Genomic DNA, 18,840 nt, shown 5'->3' on the forward strand with positions numbered 1-18,840 from the left:
GCGGCCGCGGCGTCCGGGCGTCGTGGGCGGGGTGCCCCGCCTTTCCGTCCCGCGCACGGTCCGCACGGCCCGGCCCCGGCGTCCGGGCGTCGCGCGCCCGGTGCCGCGTCCCCCGTGCCGCGTCCCGGTCCCGCGCGCCCGGCCGGCGGCTTCCGGGCCGTGCTGCCCGGTGGCCGCCCCGCCTACGCCGACTCCCGCACCACCAGCGACGGCTCGAAGATCACGGACGTCGCGGCCCCCTCCGGCTTCGACAGCCGCTCGATCAGGAGCCGGGCCATCTCGGCGGCCATCGCCTCCACCGGCTGGCGGACCGTGGTCAGTGGCGGACGGCAGGCGGAGGCCGCGCTGCTGTCGTCGAAGCCGATCACCGCGACGTCCTCCGGCACCCGCTTGCCGCGCTCCCGCAGGACATGGCAGGCGCCCGTCGCCATCAGGTCGTTGGCCGCGAAGACGCCGTCCAGGTCCGGGTGCTCGGTCAGCAGCCGTTCCATCGCCGCCTCACCGCTCTCCTGGGTGAACCGCCCCTCGGCGATCGCGATGTACGGGTGGCCGTTGCGCGCCATCGTGTCGCGGAAGCCGGCCAGCCGCTCCTGCACGGCGGGTACGTCGAGCGGGCCGGTGATGGTCGCGATGCGGCGGCAGCCCCGGGCGAGCAGATGCTCGGCGGCGAGCCGCGCCCCGTCCTGGTGGGCGACGTCGACATAGCTGATCCGGGCGGCGCGGGCGGGGCGGGCGTAGAGCACGGCCGGCAGCCCCGCGTCCGTGAGCATCCCCGGCAGCGGGTCCTCCGCGTGCGTCGAGACGACCAGGGCGCCGTCCGCGCTGCCCTGCCGCAGGAACGACACCACGTCCTCCCGGGCCCGTGACGTCTCGGCGAACATCAGCACCGGGTGCATACCGCGCGGGCGCAGGTAGTTGACGACCCCGGTCACCACCCGGCCGAAGAAAGGGTCGGCGAAGACCTGTCCCGTGAACGACGCCCCGCCGCCCGCCTCGGCCCCGTCCGCATCGGCCGGTGGCGCGGTCTCCTCCGCTTCCGGTTCCGGTTCGACACCCGCGCCCGAGACCACCAGCGCGATGGCGTCGGTGCGCCGGGTCACCAGGGAGCGGGCCGCGCGGTTGGGGGCGTAGCCGGTGAGGGCGACGGCCCGGCGCACCGCCTCCTGGATCACCGGGTCGACATTCCGTACGCCGTTGATCACCCGGGAGACGGTGGCGCGGGACACGCCGGCCGCCTTCGCCACGTCCTCAAGGGTGGGTGTTCCGGCCGGTCGCAGATCATCCGTCATGAGCGCATTTATAGCATCAGCGGAGAGCGCTCTCCATTGTGCTCCGAACCGTTATCGGATCCTTTCCCGGCCGAGTCCGGGCCCGCCTGCGCCGTGAGCCCGGCGGTGAGCGGCAGATCGCCCGCCGAACCCCCGCCGAGCAGCGTGAACCCGCCCGGCTCCGTCTCCCAGCCGCCCCGCCGGGGAGCCCAGTGGGCCAGCGCGCGCCCGCTCACCCGGACCACCGCGACCGCGCTCTGCCCGGGGTCCGCCTCGACCGCCGCGTACCCGATGAGCCGGCGCACCGGCCGCTCGACCGCCGAGTCGGTGCGGGCCAGATAGACCTGAACCACCTCCCGGCCGCGCCGCCGCCCGGAGTTGCGCACCCGCACCCGCACGTCGAAGGGTTCCCCGGCCCGCACCGACGCGGGGGCCGTCAGCTCCTCGTACGTCCAGCCGGTGTACCCGAGACCGTGGCCGAACCAGTACGCCGGCTCCGCCCCGGACCGCAGCCAGGCGCGGTAGCCGATGTGCGGGCCCTCCTCGTAGCGCAGCCGCCCGTCGGCGCCGGGCGCGGTTCCGAGCACCGGTACGTCGTGCTGGGCGGCGGCCCAGGTCGTCGGTAGCCGGCCACCCGGCTCGGTCCGGCCGAACAGGACGTCCGCCAGCCCGTCCCCGGCCTCCTGGCCCGGGAACCAGGCGAGCAGCAGCGCGGGCACCCGGGTGTGCCAGGGCAGGGCGACCGGGCCGCCCGCGTTGACCACGACGACGGTGCGCGGGTTGGCCCGCGCCACCGCCCGCACCAGTGCGTCCTGACCCTCCGGCAGGTCCAGGCTCTCGCGGTCGTGTCCCTCCGACTCGCTCTGCTCCGTCGTGCCCACGACCACCACCGCGACGTCGGCCGCCCGCGCGGCGGACACCGCGTCGGCGAGCGCGGCGGCCGCGTCACCGGCGGGCGGGGCGGCCGCGAGGACCGTCGCGACACCCGACCCCGGGGCGAGCGAGCGCCGCGCCACCACCTCCACCTCCCGCCCGGCGGCCAGCTCGGCCGGGCCGGTGTGCAGGGGCGGGGCGACGTGTACCCGGGTCGGGTCGTCGCTGTCCAGCGGGAACGTGCCGGACAGCACCTCCACGCCGTCCACGGACAGCGCGATGTCCCCCCAGCCGCCCACCGCCCAGGTCCACACCCCGCTCGCGGCCGGCCGGTACAGGGCCCGGATCTCGACCAGGGCGGCGTCACCCGCCGGCACCGAGGGCTCGACGATCCGCCCGGACAGCCGGTGCTCGGCGTGCAGTTCGGCCCCCTGCCCGTCGAGCAGCCGCACGAGCACCCCCGGCTCGCCGTTGCGCGGGTCGCGCGTCCGGTCGCGGCCGAGCGGCTCCGGCCGGTCCGACGGCGGCAGACCCGGCCGGTGGATCACATCGGCCACCCCGTCCAGCGCCCTTTCGATTCCGGCGAGCGGGGTCACCACCTGCTCCGGGAACACTTCCGCGCTGCCCCCGCCCTGGACGCGTACCGCCGTGGCGTGCGGCCCGATGACGGCGACCGAGCCCAGACCCGCCGGATCCAGCGGCAGCACCCCGCCCTCGTTGCGCAGCAGCACCGCACCGGCCGAGACGGCGCGCCGCAGCAGCGCCCGCCGCGCGTCCGGCGCCAGCACGGGCCGCCGCACCGGCCGGGCCGGGCCCAGCGCACCCACCCGCCCCGCCAGCCTCAGCAGCCTTCGCACCTTGTCGTCGACCGCGCCGGCGGACACCAGGCCCTGGTCCAGCGCGGCGAGCAGACCGGCCGCCCAGGGGCTGTCCGGGCCCGGCATCGCCAGGTCCTGGCCGGAGCGCGCGGCGTCCAGGAGGGTGCGCACGCCACCCCAGTCGGAGACCACGAGCCCGTCGAACCCCCAGTCGTCCTTGAGGGGGTGCTCCAGGAGCGGGGAGGCGGACATCGTGACGCCGCCGACCTTGTTGTACGCGGACATGACCGCCCAGACCCCGGCCGCGACCGCCTCCTCGAACGGGGCGAGATAGACCTCGTGCAGCGTCCGCTCGTCCATGTGGACGTCGACGTTCAGGCGGTCCGTCTCGGCGTCGTTGCCGACGAAGTGCTTGGCGGTGGCCGCGACCCCGCCCGACTGGATGCCCCTGATGAGGGCCGCACCGGTCCGCCCGGTGAGCAGAGGGTCCTCGGAGAAGCACTCGAAGTGCCGGCCGCCCAGCGGTGAGCGGTGCAGATTCAGGGTGGGGGCCAGCAGCACGTCGACGCCCTTGCGTCTCGCCTCCGAGGCGAGCAGGGCGCCGAGATCGGTCAGCAGCCGCTCGTCCCAGGAGGCGGCGAGCGCGGTGGGGGAGGGGAGGACGAGCGAGGTCTCCCGTTCGTCCCAGGCCTCGCCGCGCACCCCGGCCGGCCCGTCCGAGAGGGTGAGCGGCCGCAGCCCGACAGCCCCTTCGCCGTACGTGCGCCAGGTGCTGGCCCCCGTCAGCAGACGGACCTTCTGGGCCGCGTCGAGCTTGTCGAGCAGCGGATCGGTCTCTTCGTCCGTCATGGCGGCCATGCTCCTTCGTGCACAGCGCCCCCCTATGCTGGAGAGCGCTCTCCCGGGCTGTGGTGCCCAGCGTTGCTGGCCGACGCCGACCGTGTCAATGGGGGCAGGGGCGGGCCGCGGCGGACTCCGGGGCACGCGCCGCCGCGACCACGGCCCCGCGCGCCCAGTGGTACGGCGGTGCCGGCCGGAAGGAGGTGTCCGCCCCTCGCGAGGGCTTCCCGCTCGCCGAGACGCCGGCCGCGCCGCTCGGTGCGCTGCCCGCGGACTCCTCCCGGAGGTTCAGGCTCGGATGCGCCGGGAGTGAGCAACTCGACGGCGACGCGCGCCTGCTCACGATCACAGCCCGGGTCAACGCGAAGGCCGCCGGCGCGTCCGAACGCTCCCTGGGCATCGCTCGCCGCTCACCTTCGCCGTGCGCTGACCGGGCGCGCCCCGCACGCCCCGCGCACGCCCTCCGGGACGGTGGCCGGAACGTACGGTGGCCTTGTCATCACCCGCTGTTTGCACATAAGTTGACCGCTTGCGACATGTCCTACAGCCAGTGGGGGAGCCAAGTCATGGCCGTGAACGGACGGCACCGCAGATATCAGCCGAGCCGCATCAACCGCGTTTCGCTCACGGTCACGGCCGGGGGTGCGGGGCTCGCGCTCCCGCTCATCGCGGCCGCGTCGGCCGGCGCGGCGTCGGCGGACGTGTGGGACAAGGTCGCCGCGTGCGAGTCCACGGGCAACTGGCACATAAACTCCGGCAACGGCTACTTCGGCGGGCTCCAGTTCACCCGCTCCACCTGGGCGGCGTACGGCGGAACGGTCTACGCGGCACGCGCCGACCTGGCCACCCGGGAACAGCAGATCGCCATCGCGGAGAAGGTCCTGGAGGGCCAGGGGCCGGGCGCCTGGCCGGTCTGCTCCGGGAAGGCCGGTCTGACCCAGGGCGGCGACTCGCCCGACGTCAGCCCGCAGAGCGAGCGCACGGCGCGGGTCACGACGCCGAAGAAGCCGGACAGCGCCTCCTCGCCCCCGCGCAAGGCGCAGACGAAGCCGGCCGCGGCGACGCCGACGCACGTGCCGGGCAAGCGGGACTCGTACACCGTGACGCCGGGCGACTCGCTGTCCGGGATCGCCGTCGAACGGCACCTCGAAGGCGGCTGGCAGCGGCTCTACGCGGCGAACCGCAAGGTCGTCGGTGACAACCCGGACCTGATCTTCCCGGGCCAGCGCCTGAGCCTGGACCTGGCCGGGACACCGAGGACGGCCACGAAGGCCGAGCCGAGGACAGCCACGAAGGCCGAACCCGAGGCCGCGGCGAGGACAACCCCGAAGGCCGCCCCGACGACAGCCCCGAAATCAGCTCCGACGACGGCCCCGAAGCCGCAGCAGAAGACGCAGCAGGCCAGGCCGCAGCCGAAGAAGACCGAGACGCCGAAGACCCAGGCGCACAAGACCGAGACCCACAAGACCCAGGCGCAGAAGCACACCTCGCTCACCGCCCCGGTCGCGGCCCGCACCGGCACGCAGTACCACCAGGCCGGTTCCTGGTCCAGCGGCTACCACACGGGGGTCGACTTCCCCGTGCCCACCGGCACCTCGGTGAAGTCGGTGGCGGCCGGCACCGTCGTGTCGGCGGGCTGGGCGGGACCGTACGGCTACCAGGTCGTCATCCGTCACAGCGACGGCAAGTACAGCCAGTACGCGCACCTGTCCTCGTTACTGGTGCGCGGTGGGCAGCACGTCGGCGGCGGGCAGCGGATCGCCCGCTCCGGCGCCACCGGCAACGTCACCGGACCGCACCTGCACTTCGAGGTCCGTACCGGCCCCGACTACGGCTCCGACATCGACCCGCTGGCCTACCTCAGGGCGGGCGGCGTCAAGGTCTGAACGCCCTTGCGGTGGTCACCGGCCTCCGGGCCGGCGGCCCCTGCGGGCGGCCCGGTCCTGTGCCCGCCGCCGGCAGGCGGGGCGAACTCCACCCGCCTGCCCAGCCGGTCCAGCGGCATCCGCACGGGCAGCGGAAGCGCCGGGGGAGCCGTCACCGGCCGCGGACCCGCGGGTTCGGGAAGGGAGGCGGCGGCCGGCACCGGCAAAGTGCCCGCCGGAGCCGGTGAACCGGCGGCGGGCCCGTCGAAATCCCCGGCCTCCTCACTCACGGCCGAAGGCCCGCCGTCGGCGGGCGCGGTGGCGGCCGAGAGCCCTCCCGGGTCCTTCGGCGCCGGATCCAGACGCTCCGCGCCCATGCGCTCCCTGGTCAGCATGATCAGCCCGCCGGCCGCGACCACCCCGCAGGCCAGGGCGAGCACCGTGCCCGTGGTGCCGTGCCGGAACTGCTCGCCGAACAGCGTGATGCCGACCGCCGCGGCCACCACCGGGTTCACCACGGTCACCGTGGCCAGCGGAGCCGTGAGCCCCGCGCCCCGGTAGGCCGCCTGGCACAGCAGCAGACCGGCGCCGGCGAGCGCCGCGATCACCAGCAGGGTCGGCAGCCCCGATCCCACGGAACCGGCCGTCCACTCCATGGCCACCGTCTTCGTGTACACCGACGCGATACCGAACGCGACACCCGCCGCCCCCGCCAGCACCACACTGCGCATCACCGGCCGGCGCATCGCCCGGGAGAGCAGGACGAGCGCCGCCACCGCGCCGAAGGTCACGACGGCCAGCATCAACTGCTGCGGACGGCCCAGGGAGTGCGCGTCGGAACTGCCGGTCAGCGCGAGCAGTCCGGCAAGCCCCACCGTCGCCATGACCGCGCCGCGCCAGGCCGTGGCCCCGGCCCTGCGCCCCACGAACAGGGCCGCCATCGGCAGCGCGAAGACGATCGTCAACGCTCCCAGCGGCTGGACGAGGCTGAGCGGGCCGTACGCCAGCGCCACCACGTGCAGGACCGCGCCCACGCCGTTCAGCGAGACCGCCACCCACCAGACACGGTCGCGCAGCGGTGCGAGAGAGCGGCCGTCGGAGGCAGTGGCCACGCGCTCCTGGACGATCGCCCCGGCCGCGTAGGCGACCGCGGAGACCAGTGACAGCAGCACGGACAGCGCGAGGGAACTCATGTACACCACGATCCCCTTTTTCAGCCGCCGCGTCGTCGTCCCTGAGGCGGCGATCCGGCGTACTGCTTTGGTAGTACGGGAACAGTCAGGGTGTCCTCCTCCTGACGGTAGTCCTCCTCGCGGCGCACGTCAGAACGATCAACCCGGCTCCACCCGTGGTGGCACGCGCGGTCGCGCACCGTACCTTCACGTCATCGGCCGGAAGGGGACGGTCGGACCCCTTGACGCGGATCACGGCGGACTCGAAGAATGAGCGCGCTCTGACAACGTTGTCCTAAGGAGTAACCCCATGCATCGGACCCCACGGCCGAGACTGCGCGGCCCGGCGGCCGCACTCGCCGCCGCCGCACTCCTGGGCGGTGTCCTCCTCCCCGGGGCCACGGCCGAGGCCGCCCCGAGGAGCGACGGCCGGCTGACCGACCTGGTCAACCCGTTCATCGGCACCCAGAACGAGGGCAACACCTATCCCGGCGCCTCCGTGCCCTTCGGCATGGTGCAGCTCTCCCCGGACACCGGCCACAACACCGGCTACGACTACGGGGAGGACCACATCCGCGGTTTCTCCTCCGTCCACCTCTCCGGCGTCGGCTGCGGGCTGGGCGGCGACCTGCCGACGCTGCCCACCACCGGGGACGTCACCGAGACCGACTACGCGAAGTACGCGGCGGAGTTCAGCCACGACGACGAGAAGGCGAGCCCCGGCTACTACAAGGTCGGGCTGGGCACCGGCATCGAGGCCGAGCTGACCGCCACCCCGCGCACCGGGGTGCAGCGCTACACCTTCCCGGCCACCGACAAGGCCAACGTGCTGCTCAACGCGGGCCAGTCGCTGCACCGGACGATCTCCTCCGAGGTGGAGATCCTGGACAGCCGCACCGTGCGGACCGCCATCACCGGCAGCGGCTTCTGCCAGGACACCAAGCAGTACACCCTCTACACGGTCACCCGCTTCGACCGGCCGTTCACCACCTCCGGCACCTGGAACGGCGGCACCGTCACCGAGGGCTCGAAGAAGTCCACGGCCGCCGACGCCCGCAACGGCGCCTGGCTGCGGTTCGACACCACCGAGGACCGCACGGTCGAGGCCACCACCGCCCTGAGCTACGTCGACGCCAAGGGCGCCGCGCTCAACCTCCGTGCCGAGGGCGGCCGCAGCTTCGACCGCGTCCAGCGGGCCGCGCAGCGCACCTGGGAGGACCGGCTCGAAGGTGTGAAGGCCACGGGCGGCAGCGACGAACTGCGCCGTACCTTCTACTCCTCCCTCTACCGGTCCTTCCTCGCGCCCAACGTGGGCAGCGACGTGGACGGCCGCTACACCGGCTGGGACCAGAAGAAGCACCGCGCGAAGGGCTTCACCTACTACCAGAACTGGTCGCTCTGGGACACCTACCGCACCCAGGCCCAGCTCCTCTCGCTGCTCGCCCCGCGCGAGTCCCGCGACATGGCGATATCCGTCCTGCGCATCGACGCGGAGAGCGGCTGGCTGCCGAAGTGGGGCTACGGCACGGTCGAGACGAACATCATGACGGGTGACCCGGTCACCCCCTTCCTCACCAACGCCTACCAGCAGGGACTGCTGAAGGGGTACGAGGAGGAGGCGTACCGGGCGCTGAGGAAGAACGCGGACGGGGTGCCGCCCGCCGGCTCCGCGCCGGTCGGCCGGGAGGCCAACGTCCAGTACCTGGCGGACGGCTTCGCTCCGTACATCAAGGACCGTGAGCACGCCAAGCCGGGCGACTCGGACTTCGACCACGGCGCCTCCGCCACCCTGGAATACGCCCTGGCCGACGGCATGCTCGCCGAGATGGCCCGCGACCTCGGCCACGACGCCGACGCCGCGCGCTACGAGGCCCGCGCCCAGAACTACCGGAAGATCTTCGACCCCTCGACCGGCTTCTTCCGAGCCCGCGACACCTCCGGCGCGTTCACCGGCCCCGCCGACCCGGCCGAGAGCGAGGGCTTCCACGAGGGCACGTCCTGGCAGTACCAGTGGATGGTCCCGCAGGACATCCCCGGCATGGTCGGCCTGATCGGCGGGAAGGACGCCGCGAACGAACGGCTCGACTCGTTCTTCGCGTACGACCAACTCCTCGCCGATCCGGCGAAGACGGCCCGTGAGGTATGGGTGAACGGCCCGTACGCGTACTACAACGCCGACAAGTACAACCCGCAGAACGAGCCCGACCTCATCGCCCCGTACACCTACCTGTCCACCGGTCAGCCGTGGAAGACGACCGATGTGGTGCACGCGGCCCTGACGCTCTTCACCAACGGCCCGACCGGCATGACGGGCAACGACGACCTGGGCACGATGTCCGCCTGGATGGTGCTGTCGTCCATCGGGGTCTTCCCGGTCCAGCCCGGCACCGACACCTGGGGTCTGTCCACGCCGGCGTTCGAGCGCGTCGACATCAGGCTCGACCGCCGCTACTACCCGCGCGGCGCGCTGACCGTCAGCGCCCCCGGCACCTCCGGCACCGACCGCTACATCCAGTCCGCCCGGCTCGACGGCGCACCCCGGGCGCGTACGTACCTCACCACGGACGACATCCGCTCGGCCCGCTCGCTCTCCTTCACGGTGGGCGCCGAGCCGTCGGCGTGGGGAACCTCACCCGAGGACGCCCCGCCCGCCCTGGGCTGACCCGGCGGCGGCACGGCCGAGCGCCCTCCTTCCCGTCCGGACGGGAAGGAGGGCGCTCGGTACGCGTGGTTCGGACAGGCCCTAGCCGGGAAGACCCGGGTCGATTGCCTCGGCGACGCTCGGGAAGACCGGGAGCGCGGAGTCGAGTCCCAGCACGCCGATCAGCCGCTCCATGAAGACGGAGGGCGCGGCCAGCCGCAGCCTGGGGCCGAGCGCGGTCTGCCCCTGAAGGAGCACGTTCACCGTGGTGGAGTCGGCGAAACTCACGTCCGAGAGGTCGACGACGACCGGCCCGGTGCCCTCCAGCGACGCGTTCTCCAACGCCGCGCCGAGAGGCGCGACGTTGTCGATGTCGAGGTCGCCGGTTACCGCGAGCACCAGCGCTCCCCGTTCGTGACGTGGGACGATCTGCATGGCGCGGCCGGCGCTGGGGGGTGGAAGCACGTTCACCTCGTGATGCACTGGACGGTGGGAAAACACCGGATCAGGCGGACGGTCCGATTCTGCCCCGTGCCTGCTCGCGGCGGGAATGCTCAACGATAAAAGTAACAGTTGCCATTTGACAACATTCTTCATCGGGCAACAATCTGTACCGAACGATCAACGAGTCGCCCGTCCGGGGAGCGCCTCAGAAACGCGGAAGCAGGGCTGCATGAAGCTAGGCGCTGTCCGCGACGTCGTCGCGAAGCCGCGCGGCCGGACTCCGGTCGCCGGTGAGCCGCTGCGATGCCGCCGAGCGGAAGGCGGTGAGCCCCGCGGCCAGAGCCGCCACCTCGGAGGGCTGCATTCTCTCCAGTACGGCGGTGAGCTCCCGGGTACGGATCGCCCGGTACTCCTCCAGCAGCTCCCGGCCCCTGCGGGTCAGGCGCAGCTCGACCTCCCGGCGGCTCGTCGGGCTCGGGTCCCGCTGGACCAGGCCCATGGCCTCCATCCGGTCGCAGAGCCGGCTCACCGAGGGCGCCCGCGAGCCCAGCGCCTCACCGAGCGAGCGGAGGTTGCTCCCCTCCTGCTGCTCGATGACGAGCAGCGCGCGAAGCTGGGAGGGGGAGACCACGCCGAGCGCGGCGGCCTCCTGGCCCCGGCCCCACAACACCTCCAGAAGCTCGGACGCGGCACAGACGTCCTCGGACACCTGTTCAGGGCGGTGAGGAAGTCCGGTGCGGTGGGGCATTCTTCCACTCTGTCACCCGTAACGTGCTCCTGTCAGCCTGGCTCCGTCCCCGCCACCCACCGAAGAATGGGCGAAACAGCGTGAATGCCCACACGGAGATCGAACGAGCGCTACGCGCGGCGGCACCGTACGCCCTGGTCGGGACGGTGCGCGACTTCCTCGCGGAAAAATACGGCGCACGCTCGGTGCAGCTGCTGCTGGCGGACTACGGAATGACCGTGCTCAACCCGGTCGACCCCTCCGACGGCCTCGGCCAGCCGCTCTCGGTGTACAACAGCCCCCAGGGCCGCGCCTTCGGCAGCCAGCGCCCGCACGAGGGACGGACCGGACCCGACGACGCGGCCGACCACTACTTTCCGGTCACCGTCCGGGGCGAGCGCCTCGGCATCCTCACCGTCCGGCTGCCGTCCGCGCGCTCCACCCCGCACGTCATGGACGACCTCACGCATGTGGCCGAACTCCTGGGGCACGAGCTGGTCGTCGCCGAGCGGGAGACCGACCACTACCAGCGGGCCCGCCGCACCACGCGCCTGACCCTCGCCGCCGAAATGCAGTGGCAGCTGCTTCCCGCCCGGTCGTTCGCCGCCCCGGAGTACGCCATAGGGGCCCAGCTCGAACCCGCCTACGCCATCCACGGCGACAACTTCGACTGGGCGGCGGAGGGCGACCAGCTCAGCGTGGCCGTGACCAACGGCCTGGGCGAAGGCATCCGCGCCTCCCTGCTCACCAACCTCGCCGTGAACGCGCTGCGCAACGCCAGGAGAGCCGGGATCGGCATCGCGGACCAGGCGGCCCTCGCCGACCAGGCCATCTACGACCAGCACCGCGGCGCCGCCCACGTGTCCACCCTGCTGCTCCGCTTCGACCTGGCCACCGGGGCGGTCGACGCCGTGGACGCGGGCTCTCCGCAGCTGTGGCGGCTGCGCGGCCGCACGGTGACGCGGGTGGCGCTGGACGCCCAGTTGCCGCTGGGCATGTTCGAGGAGTCGCAGTACGTCGTCCAGCACCTCCAGGCCCGCCCGGGGGACCGGCTGCTGCTCGTCAGCGACGGGGTCTACGACGCGGTGTCACCGCTCGGTGAGAAGTACGCGGAACGCGGCCTGGCCAGGGCGGTCCTCGCCACCCGTCTGCTGTCGGCCGCCGCGGTGCCGGGGGCGGTGCTGCGGGAACTCGCGGAGCACCGCTCGTCGGACACGCTCGACGACGCGCTGGTCATGTGCATCGACTGGTTCGGCCGGCAGGACGCCCGGGGCTGAGCCCGCGACGGGCGCCGCGGGCCCGCTCAGCTGCTGAGCGTGAACTCGGCCCGGATGCGCTTGCCGACCGGCACCCGCTCGGCGGTGACCCGGTCGCACAGGGCCACCACGATCTCCATGCCGTGACCGCCCAGGCGGCTCGGATCGGGGGCGTAGAACACCGGCAGCGCGCTGCTGCTGTCGTACACCGTGATGCTGATCCGCTCCGCGGTGCCCTCCAGCTCCAGCAGGTACGGGCCGTGGCTGTAGCGCTCGGCGTTGGTGACCAGCTCACTCACCGCCAGCATCAGGTCATTGCGGGTGTGGGTGCCGAGCACCGCCATCCACTCGGACACCAGCCTGACCAGGAAACGGTCGGCCAGCGCCCGTGCCTGGGAAATGCACCCCGGCTCGCCGTCGAACACCTCGGCGCTGTGCAATGCCTCCGTGGGCGGACAGCTCCGGGGGGAGTCGTCCGGCCGGGAGATCGCCTGTTCGTTCATGTGCTCCAGCCAGGGCGCAGCGGGGAGGTCGAAGACCTCTTTCTGCTGATCGTGTACCCGCGTCGGGAGATCCCACTCCCAAGCATCTTCAGCGAATATTACGCGCGGCCGGGAAGCCGTACCACGGTGAGGAAGAACTCGTCGATCTGGCGCACGGCCGCCATGAACTGGTCGAGGTCGACCGGCTTGGTGACATAGGCGTTGGCGTGCAGTTTGTAGCTGCGCAGGATGTCCTCCTCGGCGGAGGACGTGGTCAGCACGACGACCGGGATGAGGGAGAGCACGGGGTCCTGCTTGATCTGCTCCAGGACCTGGCGGCCGTCGTACTTGGGGAGGTTGAGGTCGAGCAGGATCAGATCGGGGCGGGGCGCCTCGGCGTGCGCGCCCCGGCGGTAGAGGAAGTCGAGCGCCTCCTCGCCGTCCCGCGCCACGTGGAGCGTGTTGCGGATCTTGTTGTCCTGGAACGCCTCGCGCGTCATCAGCTCGTCGCCGGGGTCGTCCTCGACGAGAAGGATCTCGATGGGCAGTACGGAGGTGTTCACGCGGTCTCTCCGGAGATCTCGGCTGGGAGGGTCGGGCCGGCCGGCTCCGCGGGGGCGTCGGCGGGCAGGAGGAAGTGGATGCGGGCGCCCTGGCGGGACTCCGGATCGAGCCAGATCCGGCCGCCGTGGAACTCGATGATCTTGCGGCACAGGGCGAGGCCGATGCCCGTGCCCTCGTACTCGTCGCGGGGGTGCAGCCGCTGGAAGATGACGAAGACCTTCTCCGCGAACTCGGGCGCGATGCCGATGCCGTTGTCCGTCATGGTGAAGTGCCAGTCGTCGCCCTCCCGCTCGCAGCCGACCGTGATCACGCACGGCTCGTCCGGGCGGCGGAACTTCACGGCGTTCCCGACCAGGTTCTGCCAGATCATGGTGAGCGTCGTGGGGTCCCCGGTGACCGGGGGGAGGGGCGCGGCACGGACGACCGTGGTCCCCGACTCCTCGATCACCAGCGCCAGATTGGCCAGCGCCCGGTCCAGCGCCCCGTCCAGGTCGACAGGGTTCCACCGGTCGTGGACGCGCCCGACCCGGGAGAACGTGAGCAGGTCGTTGATGAGCACCTGCATGCGCTTGGCGCCGTCGACCGCGAAGTCGATGTACTGCTTGCCCCGGCCGTCCAGCTCCGTGCCGTACCGCTTCTCCAGCAGTTGGCAGAACGACGCCACCTTGCGCAGCGGCTCCTGGAGGTCGTGCGAGGCGACGTAGGCGAACTGCTCCAGTTCGGAGTTGGACCTGCGCAGCTCCACCGTCTGCTGTGCGAGCAGTTCCTCCCGCTCCTGCGCGGCGTCGACCTCCGCCACCAGCCGGCCGCGCATGTCCTCGACCGCCGCGGCCACCGCCCGTACGTCGGACGGCCCGCGCACCTCGATGCGGCGCCGGCGGAAGCTGCCCGAGCGGACTCTCCCGGATGCCTCGGCCAGGGCGTTCAACGGGCGCCCCACCATGCGTTGCAGCAGCACGCTGAGCGAGATCACGCACACCACGAAGCCGATCACCAGGGCGATCAGCACCCGGTCGCGGGTGTGGCGCGCGTCGTCCAGCTGGGTGCGTGCCCGGTCCCGGGCAGCATCGAGATGCGCCTGCTGGGTGCCGTAGAGCTGCCGCAGCCGGTCGAAGGCGGCCTTGCTCTGCGTGGTCCGCTCCGAGGAGCGGCCCCCGGGTCCGTCGCGGCGGACGACCGCGATCAGCGGGTCGGCGTGCACCCTGCGCCACTGTGCGGAGGCCGCGGCGATCCGGTCCAGGTCGCGGTTGTACGGCGCGCTGTCACCCATCGCGGCGCGCACCCGGGCCAGCCGGTCCTGTTCGGCCTCCTTGCCCGCGGCGAACGGCTCCAGGAACGAGGCGTCACCGGTCAGCGCGTAGCCGCGTACGCCCGTCTCCTGGTCGAGCAGCGCGTTCTGCAGCTGGAAGGAGGCGGAGCGGGCCGGCTGGATACGGTCCACCAGCTCGGTGGTCCGGTCGGAGATCCGGGACAGGACCAGCCCGCCGACCACCAGACAGCCGCAGACGACGAGTACGAAACAGCCCAGGATCAGATGGACCCAGTTCTGGACGGACAGACGAGCCCGGAATCCGGCCGGCTTCGCGGTGGTGTCGGGTATGTCACCGCTCATGGGTGGTGCTCCAGCCGAGGTGCAGGACGGCCACGTCGTCGGCGAGCCCCCCGTGCGGCGCCGCCGCCTGAGAGGCGCCCGCGACGAGTGCGTCGACGAACGGGCGGGCGGCGAGGCGGGCCTGGCCCCGGGCCATGTCGAGGAGTCCTTCCTCGCCCAGCCGGGTGTCCGGACCGTTGCGCCCCTCGAAGAGGCCGTCGGTGAACAGGACGAGCGCGGCGCCGGGCGTGAGTTCCACGTCGTTGACCGGCCACTGGCCGTGCCCGGGAAGCAGCCCGAGCGCCATTCCGCCCTCGGGCTCCACCCACTCGACGTCTCCGCCCTGCCGCAGCAGCAGCCCCGGATGGCCGGCCCGGACGACGCGGACCCGGTCCCCTTCGGGCGGAAAGACCAGCGAGGTGACGGTCGCGAAGACATGGGGATCGGAACGCTCGGCGACCAGGATCGACTCCAGCAGCCCGAGCTGCTCCAGCGGATCGGTTCCGCACAGCACGGCCGTGCGCCAGGCCACGCGCAGGCATACGCCGAGCGCCGCCTCCGCCGCACCGTGCCCCGACACATCGCCGATGACCGCCCGGACCGTGCCGTCGGCCGTCTGCACCACGTCGTAGAAGTCACCGCTGAGCAGGCCGTGGGCGCGGCCCGGTTCGTAGCGGGCGACGGCCTGGAAGCTGTCGTCGTTCAGCAGCGGTATGGGCAGCAGGCCGCGTTCGAGGCGCGCGTTCTCCTGCGCCATCAGCTGGTTGGCCCGCAGGGCGGAGGCGGCCCGCTCGACCTGCTTGCGCTGGAGGGCGTAGCGGATCGCGCGCGACAGCGCCTGCGGATCGAGCCGGCCCTTGACGAGGTAGTCCTGCGCCCCGGTCGCCACGGCCTTCAGACCCGCGTCGGCCTCCGCGAGACCGGTCAGGACCACGATCGCGGCGTCCTGGGACGTGTCGACGATCTGTGTGACGGCCCGCAGTCCGTGGACGTCGGGCAGATGCAGGTCGAGCAGGACGCAGACGGGCGCCCGGTGCGAGCGCAGATACGCCAGTGCCTCGGACAGGGTCTTGCACCAGGTCAGCGCCGAGTCCAGCTCACCGTCGGCGAGCATCTCCTCGACGAGCAGCGCGTCGCCCGCGTCGTCCTCGACGAGCAGGATGGAACCGGTGACGTCCCAGACGGAGCCCCCGCCGTCGGCCTCGTGGGCCGTCTGGAGCGGGAAGGAGGCGGGGACGGGAGGCCGAGCGGGGGCGCTCATGCGCATCTCAGCCACGCTTCACCCTCTCGTTGCCACCGAGCGGGCCGCCCGCCGGTGTGCCCCGCAGCATATGTGAACGACGCCCTCCGCTCTGCCGTAGGGCGTCGTCCGCTGCGTCTTCGGCCACAGCCTGCCGGTGCGTGGCCGATTCGAGAGGGTGGGGGAGCGGCCGGGGCGGGTGTCCTCACCCGCCCCGGTGCCCGTTTCAGGCTTCGACGGACATCCCCGCCCGCAGCCGCTTGACGATGCGGGCGAGCAGCCGGGACACATGCATCTGGGAGACGCCCAGCTCCGCCCCGATCTGGGACTGCGTCATCTCCTCGCCGAAGCGCATCTGGACGATGCGGCGCTCGCGGGCGTCGAGCTTCTCCAGCAGCGGCGCCAGGGTGTGGAGGTTCTCCACGGTCTCCATGCCGGGGTCGGCCTCACCGATCACATCGGCGTACGACCGCTGCTCGTTGCCGGAGTCGGTCTCGGCGCTGGGAGTGTCCAGGGAGCCGGCCGAGTATCCGTTGGCCGCGACCAGGCCCTCGATGATCTCCTCCTCGGGCAGGTCGAGGTGGGCGGAGAGCTCGGCGACCGTCGGATCGCGGTCCAGCCGCGACGACAGCTCCTCCTTCGCCTTCGCCAGGTCGACCCGCAGCTCCTGGAGCCGGCGCGGCACGTGCACCGCCCAGGTGGTGTCGCGGAAGAAGCGCTTGATCTCCCCGACGATGTAGGGGACCGCGAAGGTGGCGAACTCGACCTCACGCGTGAGGTCGAAGCGGTCGATGGCCTTGATCAGACCGATCGTCCCCACCTGGATGATGTCCTCGACGTCGTCGCCACCGCGGTTGCGGAAGCGCGACGCGGCGTACCGCACGAGCGAGAGATTCATCTCGATGAGGGTGTTGCGCGCGTACTGGTACTCGTGCGTGCCCTCCTCCAGCGTCTGAAGCCGGTCCAGGAACATCTTCGACAGGGCGCGGGCGTCCTTCGGGGCGACCTTCCCGGTGTCCTCGATCCACGGCAGCTCCGCAGTCCCCGCGCCCTGCGGCGTCCCGTCCTGCTCTACAAGCGTGTGTGTGTCGCCGAAGACTTCGCCGGTCCGCTCCGTCGTGGTCGCCATGGTGTGTGACCCCTCCTTGTCGCCAAGTGCTTCGCACACCGCCTGCCCCGAATCGGCGAGGGCATGCGCGGCCGGTACGGAATTTTCTCCGCCGCCCCCTCCACCCGGCCCGCCCACCCGAATGGAGCAGCTCGGGAACCATGGCAGACTTGACCGGGGCGTTCGGCCCGCAGTAAGGCCAGCGGCACGAGTACAGAGGAACGGCAATGACGGTGACAGAGAACGGCCCCGAGATCGTGGCCGGAACCGAGGAATTCGGTCCCGGTATCGACCCGGAGCGGCTGGCCGTCTGCCTGAGCGTGCTCGACGAACTCGACACCATCGAGGTCGACCACCCGGACGCGGTCGCGGTGCGACGCGCCACGGCGGGGATCTACCGGACCGTGAAGCAGCGCCGCCGCCAGGAGCGCCGGGCCGCCAAGACCGCGCACGACAAGGCGGTGACCGAGGCCACCGCCACCGGTTCGGCGGAGCGCATCGACGACGAGACCCAGGGCGTCCTGCCGTCCTCCTCCGCCTCGGCGGAGATCGCCGGGATCCTCCAGCGGCCCCGGTCCTGCTACGTGTGCAAGACGCGGTACGTCGAGGTCGACGCGTTCTACCACCAGCTCTGCCAGGACTGCGCCGCCGAGAACCGCGCCCGCCGCGATGCCCGCACCGACCTGACGGGGCGCCGGGCGCTGCTGACCGGCGGCCGCGCCAAGATCGGCATGTACATCGCGCTGCGGCTGCTGCGCGACGGCGCCCACACCACGATCACCACGCGCTTCCCCAACGACGCGATCCGCCGCTTCAAGGCGATGGAGGACAGCGACGAGTGGATCCACCGTCTGAAGATCGTGGGCATCGACCTGCGCGACCCCGCCCAGGTCGTCGCCCTCGCCGAGTCGGTGGCGGCCGAGGGCCCGCTCGACATCCTGATCAACAACGCGGCGCAGACGGTCCGCCGCTCGCCGCAGGCCTACAGCGAGCTGCTCGGCGCCGAGTCGGCGCCGCTGCCCGCCGGTGAACTGCCGGCCGCCGAGGTGATCGGCACCTTCGGCAGCGGCAGTGTCGACCGGGTCGCCGCACTGCCCGCCGCCCGCAAGGAGCAGCTGAGCGCGCAGGACGTCACGGATCTGGCCCTGGTCACGGGCTCCGCCTCACCGGCCCGGATCGCCGCCGGCACCGCGATCGACGCGGGCGGGCTCGTCCCGGACCTGCACGACACCAACAGCTGGATCCAGACAGTCGACGAGGTCGGGCCCATCGAGCTGCTGGAAGTCCAGCTCTGCAACTCCACCGCGCCGTTCATCCTGATCAGCCGGCTCCGTCCGGCCATGGCGGCGACGGCGGCCAAGCACTCCTACGTGGTCAACGTCTCGGCGATGGAAGGCGTGTTCGGCCGCGGCTACAAGGGCGCCGGCCACCCGCACACCAACATGGCCAAGGCCGCGCTGAACATGCTGACCCGCACCAGCGCCCAGGAGATGTTCGAGAAGGACGGCATCCTGATGACCGCCGTCGACACCGGCTGGATCACCGACGAGCGCCCGCACCCGGACAAGATGCGGCTGGCGGAGGAGGGCTTCCACGCCCCGCTCGACCTGGTCGACGGCGCCGCCCGCGTCTACGACCCGATCGTGCGCGGCGAGGCGGGCGAGGCCCTGTACGGCTGCTTCCTCAAGGACTACGCCCCCGCCAACTGGTAGCAGGACCGGAGCGCGGCACCCGCGCCCCGTGAAGACCCGGCCGGACGCTTTCCTGGCCGGGTCTTTTCCGTGCGCAGTGGCTGAAAGTGACCCATGGCACACGTTCCATCGAGCGTGGACGCGCTCATTTGGTTACTCTGATGTGAACGGACGTCATCGAGGAGTCCACAAACCTTCCTCGACCGTCCTGGGACAGGCTTGTCAACCAAGTCGCCGTCCCGCCCCGTACCCGGCGCCAC

Annotated in this window: 14 protein-coding genes; 4 read left to right on the forward strand and 10 right to left on the reverse strand. The window is 72.2% G+C overall.

Going from position 1 to position 18,840, the window contains the following annotated elements; genetic code table 11:
• Positions 1–182: 182 nt before the first annotated feature.
• Together P8A18_RS31360 and P8A18_RS31365 are read right to left on the reverse strand one after the other, a co-directional pair.
• Positions 183–1,289, reverse strand: coding sequence for a LacI family DNA-binding transcriptional regulator (locus tag P8A18_RS31360; RefSeq protein ID WP_306060066.1), 1,107 nt, complete (start codon positions 1,287–1,289; stop codon positions 183–185).
• 8 nt (positions 1,290–1,297) lie between these two features.
• Entirely contained in the window at positions 1,298–3,817 is a 2,520-nt protein-coding gene (locus tag P8A18_RS31365; protein WP_306060068.1) for a glycoside hydrolase family 3 C-terminal domain-containing protein, read from the reverse strand.
• 548 nt (positions 3,818–4,365) lie between these two features.
• Between P8A18_RS31365 and P8A18_RS31370 the strand changes: the two genes are divergently transcribed.
• Positions 4,366–5,685 carry a transglycosylase family protein gene (locus tag P8A18_RS31370; protein ID WP_306060070.1) on the forward strand — a complete coding sequence of 440 codons (1,320 nt, stop codon included), beginning with the start codon at positions 4,366–4,368 and terminating at the stop codon, positions 5,683–5,685.
• On the opposite strand, the gene P8A18_RS31375 is transcribed toward P8A18_RS31370, so the two are convergent.
• On the reverse strand, positions 5,655–6,866 hold the full coding sequence (locus P8A18_RS31375) for a DMT family transporter (protein ID WP_306060072.1): 1,212 nt from the start codon (positions 6,864–6,866) through the stop codon (positions 5,655–5,657). The genes P8A18_RS31370 and P8A18_RS31375 overlap by 31 nt on opposite strands.
• 280 nt (positions 6,867–7,146) lie before the next feature.
• Here P8A18_RS31375 and P8A18_RS31380 point away from each other — a divergent pair, with 280 nt between their 5' ends.
• Positions 7,147–9,498, forward strand: coding sequence for a GH92 family glycosyl hydrolase (locus P8A18_RS31380; RefSeq protein WP_306060074.1), 2,352 nt, complete (start codon positions 7,147–7,149; stop codon positions 9,496–9,498).
• A gap of 81 nt (positions 9,499–9,579) precedes the next feature.
• Here P8A18_RS31380 and P8A18_RS31385 read toward each other — a convergent pair whose 3' ends face one another.
• Positions 9,580–9,912 (reverse strand): STAS domain-containing protein, encoded by a 333-nt coding sequence (locus P8A18_RS31385; RefSeq protein ID WP_018554155.1) that lies wholly within the window; start codon positions 9,910–9,912, stop codon positions 9,580–9,582.
• A gap of 244 nt (positions 9,913–10,156) precedes the next feature.
• The gene (locus P8A18_RS31390) at positions 10,157–10,669 is read right to left on the reverse strand and encodes a MarR family winged helix-turn-helix transcriptional regulator (protein WP_306060076.1); all 513 of its coding nucleotides are present in this window, start codon (positions 10,667–10,669) and stop codon (positions 10,157–10,159) included.
• 80 nt (positions 10,670–10,749) lie between these two features.
• Between P8A18_RS31390 and P8A18_RS31395 the strand changes: the two genes are divergently transcribed.
• Positions 10,750–11,925 (forward strand): PP2C family protein-serine/threonine phosphatase, encoded by a 1,176-nt coding sequence (locus tag P8A18_RS31395; protein WP_306060078.1) that lies wholly within the window; start codon positions 10,750–10,752, stop codon positions 11,923–11,925.
• A 26-nt stretch (positions 11,926–11,951) separates the two neighbouring features.
• On the opposite strand, the gene P8A18_RS31400 is transcribed toward P8A18_RS31395, so the two are convergent.
• From P8A18_RS31400 to P8A18_RS31420, 5 genes are all read right to left on the reverse strand, one after another.
• Entirely contained in the window at positions 11,952–12,407 is a 456-nt protein-coding gene (locus P8A18_RS31400) for an ATP-binding protein (RefSeq protein WP_018554158.1), read from the reverse strand.
• Between the two features lie 98 nt (positions 12,408–12,505).
• Positions 12,506–12,949: a response regulator gene (locus P8A18_RS31405; RefSeq protein ID WP_018554159.1), complete on the reverse strand. Its 444-nt coding sequence runs from the start codon at positions 12,947–12,949 to the stop codon at positions 12,506–12,508.
• On the reverse strand, positions 12,946–14,562 hold the full coding sequence (locus tag P8A18_RS31410) for a sensor histidine kinase (protein ID WP_306060080.1): 1,617 nt from the start codon (positions 14,560–14,562) through the stop codon (positions 12,946–12,948). The genes P8A18_RS31405 and P8A18_RS31410 overlap by 4 nt, the downstream gene beginning before the upstream one ends.
• A complete protein-coding gene (locus P8A18_RS31415; RefSeq protein WP_306061265.1) occupies positions 14,552–15,808 on the reverse strand; it encodes a PP2C family protein-serine/threonine phosphatase in 1,257 nt (418 codons plus the stop codon). Before P8A18_RS31415 ends, P8A18_RS31410 begins: the two co-directional genes overlap by 11 nt.
• 199 nt (positions 15,809–16,007) lie before the next feature.
• A complete protein-coding gene (locus P8A18_RS31420; protein WP_306060082.1) occupies positions 16,008–16,910 on the reverse strand; it encodes an RNA polymerase sigma factor SigF in 903 nt (300 codons plus the stop codon).
• Between the two features lie 206 nt (positions 16,911–17,116).
• Between P8A18_RS31420 and P8A18_RS31425 the strand changes: the two genes are divergently transcribed.
• Positions 17,117–18,601, forward strand: coding sequence for an SDR family NAD(P)-dependent oxidoreductase (locus tag P8A18_RS31425; protein WP_306060084.1), 1,485 nt, complete (start codon positions 17,117–17,119; stop codon positions 18,599–18,601).
• The last annotated feature ends 239 nt before the right edge of the window (positions 18,602–18,840 follow it).

It is taken from the genome of Streptomyces sp. Mut1 (assembly GCF_030719295.1).
GTDB classification, from domain to species: domain Bacteria; phylum Actinomycetota; class Actinomycetes; order Streptomycetales; family Streptomycetaceae; genus Streptomyces; species Streptomyces castrisilvae.

Excerpts from the sequence above, each read along its gene's own strand:
- P8A18_RS31360 (WP_306060066.1), bottom strand. The coding sequence starts at position 1,289 with ATGACGGATGATCTGCGACCGGCCGGAACACCCACCCTTGAGGACGTG.
- P8A18_RS31420 (WP_306060082.1), bottom strand. The coding sequence starts at position 16,910 with ATGGCGACCACGACGGAGCGGACCGGCGAAGTCTTCGGCGACACACAC.
- P8A18_RS31390 (WP_306060076.1), bottom strand. The coding sequence starts at position 10,669 with ATGCCCCACCGCACCGGACTTCCTCACCGCCCTGAACAGGTGTCCGAG.
- P8A18_RS31415 (WP_306061265.1), bottom strand. The coding sequence starts at position 15,808 with ATGCGCATGAGCGCCCCCGCTCGGCCTCCCGTCCCCGCCTCCTTCCCG.
- P8A18_RS31365 (WP_306060068.1), bottom strand. The coding sequence starts at position 3,817 with ATGGCCGCCATGACGGACGAAGAGACCGATCCGCTGCTCGACAAGCTC.
- P8A18_RS31370 (WP_306060070.1), top strand. The coding sequence starts at position 4,366 with ATGGCCGTGAACGGACGGCACCGCAGATATCAGCCGAGCCGCATCAAC.
- P8A18_RS31400 (WP_018554158.1), bottom strand. The coding sequence starts at position 12,407 with ATGAACGAACAGGCGATCTCCCGGCCGGACGACTCCCCCCGGAGCTGT.
- P8A18_RS31410 (WP_306060080.1), bottom strand. The coding sequence starts at position 14,562 with ATGAGCGGTGACATACCCGACACCACCGCGAAGCCGGCCGGATTCCGG.
- P8A18_RS31380 (WP_306060074.1), top strand. The coding sequence starts at position 7,147 with ATGCATCGGACCCCACGGCCGAGACTGCGCGGCCCGGCGGCCGCACTC.
- P8A18_RS31385 (WP_018554155.1), bottom strand. The coding sequence starts at position 9,912 with ATGCAGATCGTCCCACGTCACGAACGGGGAGCGCTGGTGCTCGCGGTA.
- P8A18_RS31425 (WP_306060084.1), top strand. The coding sequence starts at position 17,117 with ATGACGGTGACAGAGAACGGCCCCGAGATCGTGGCCGGAACCGAGGAA.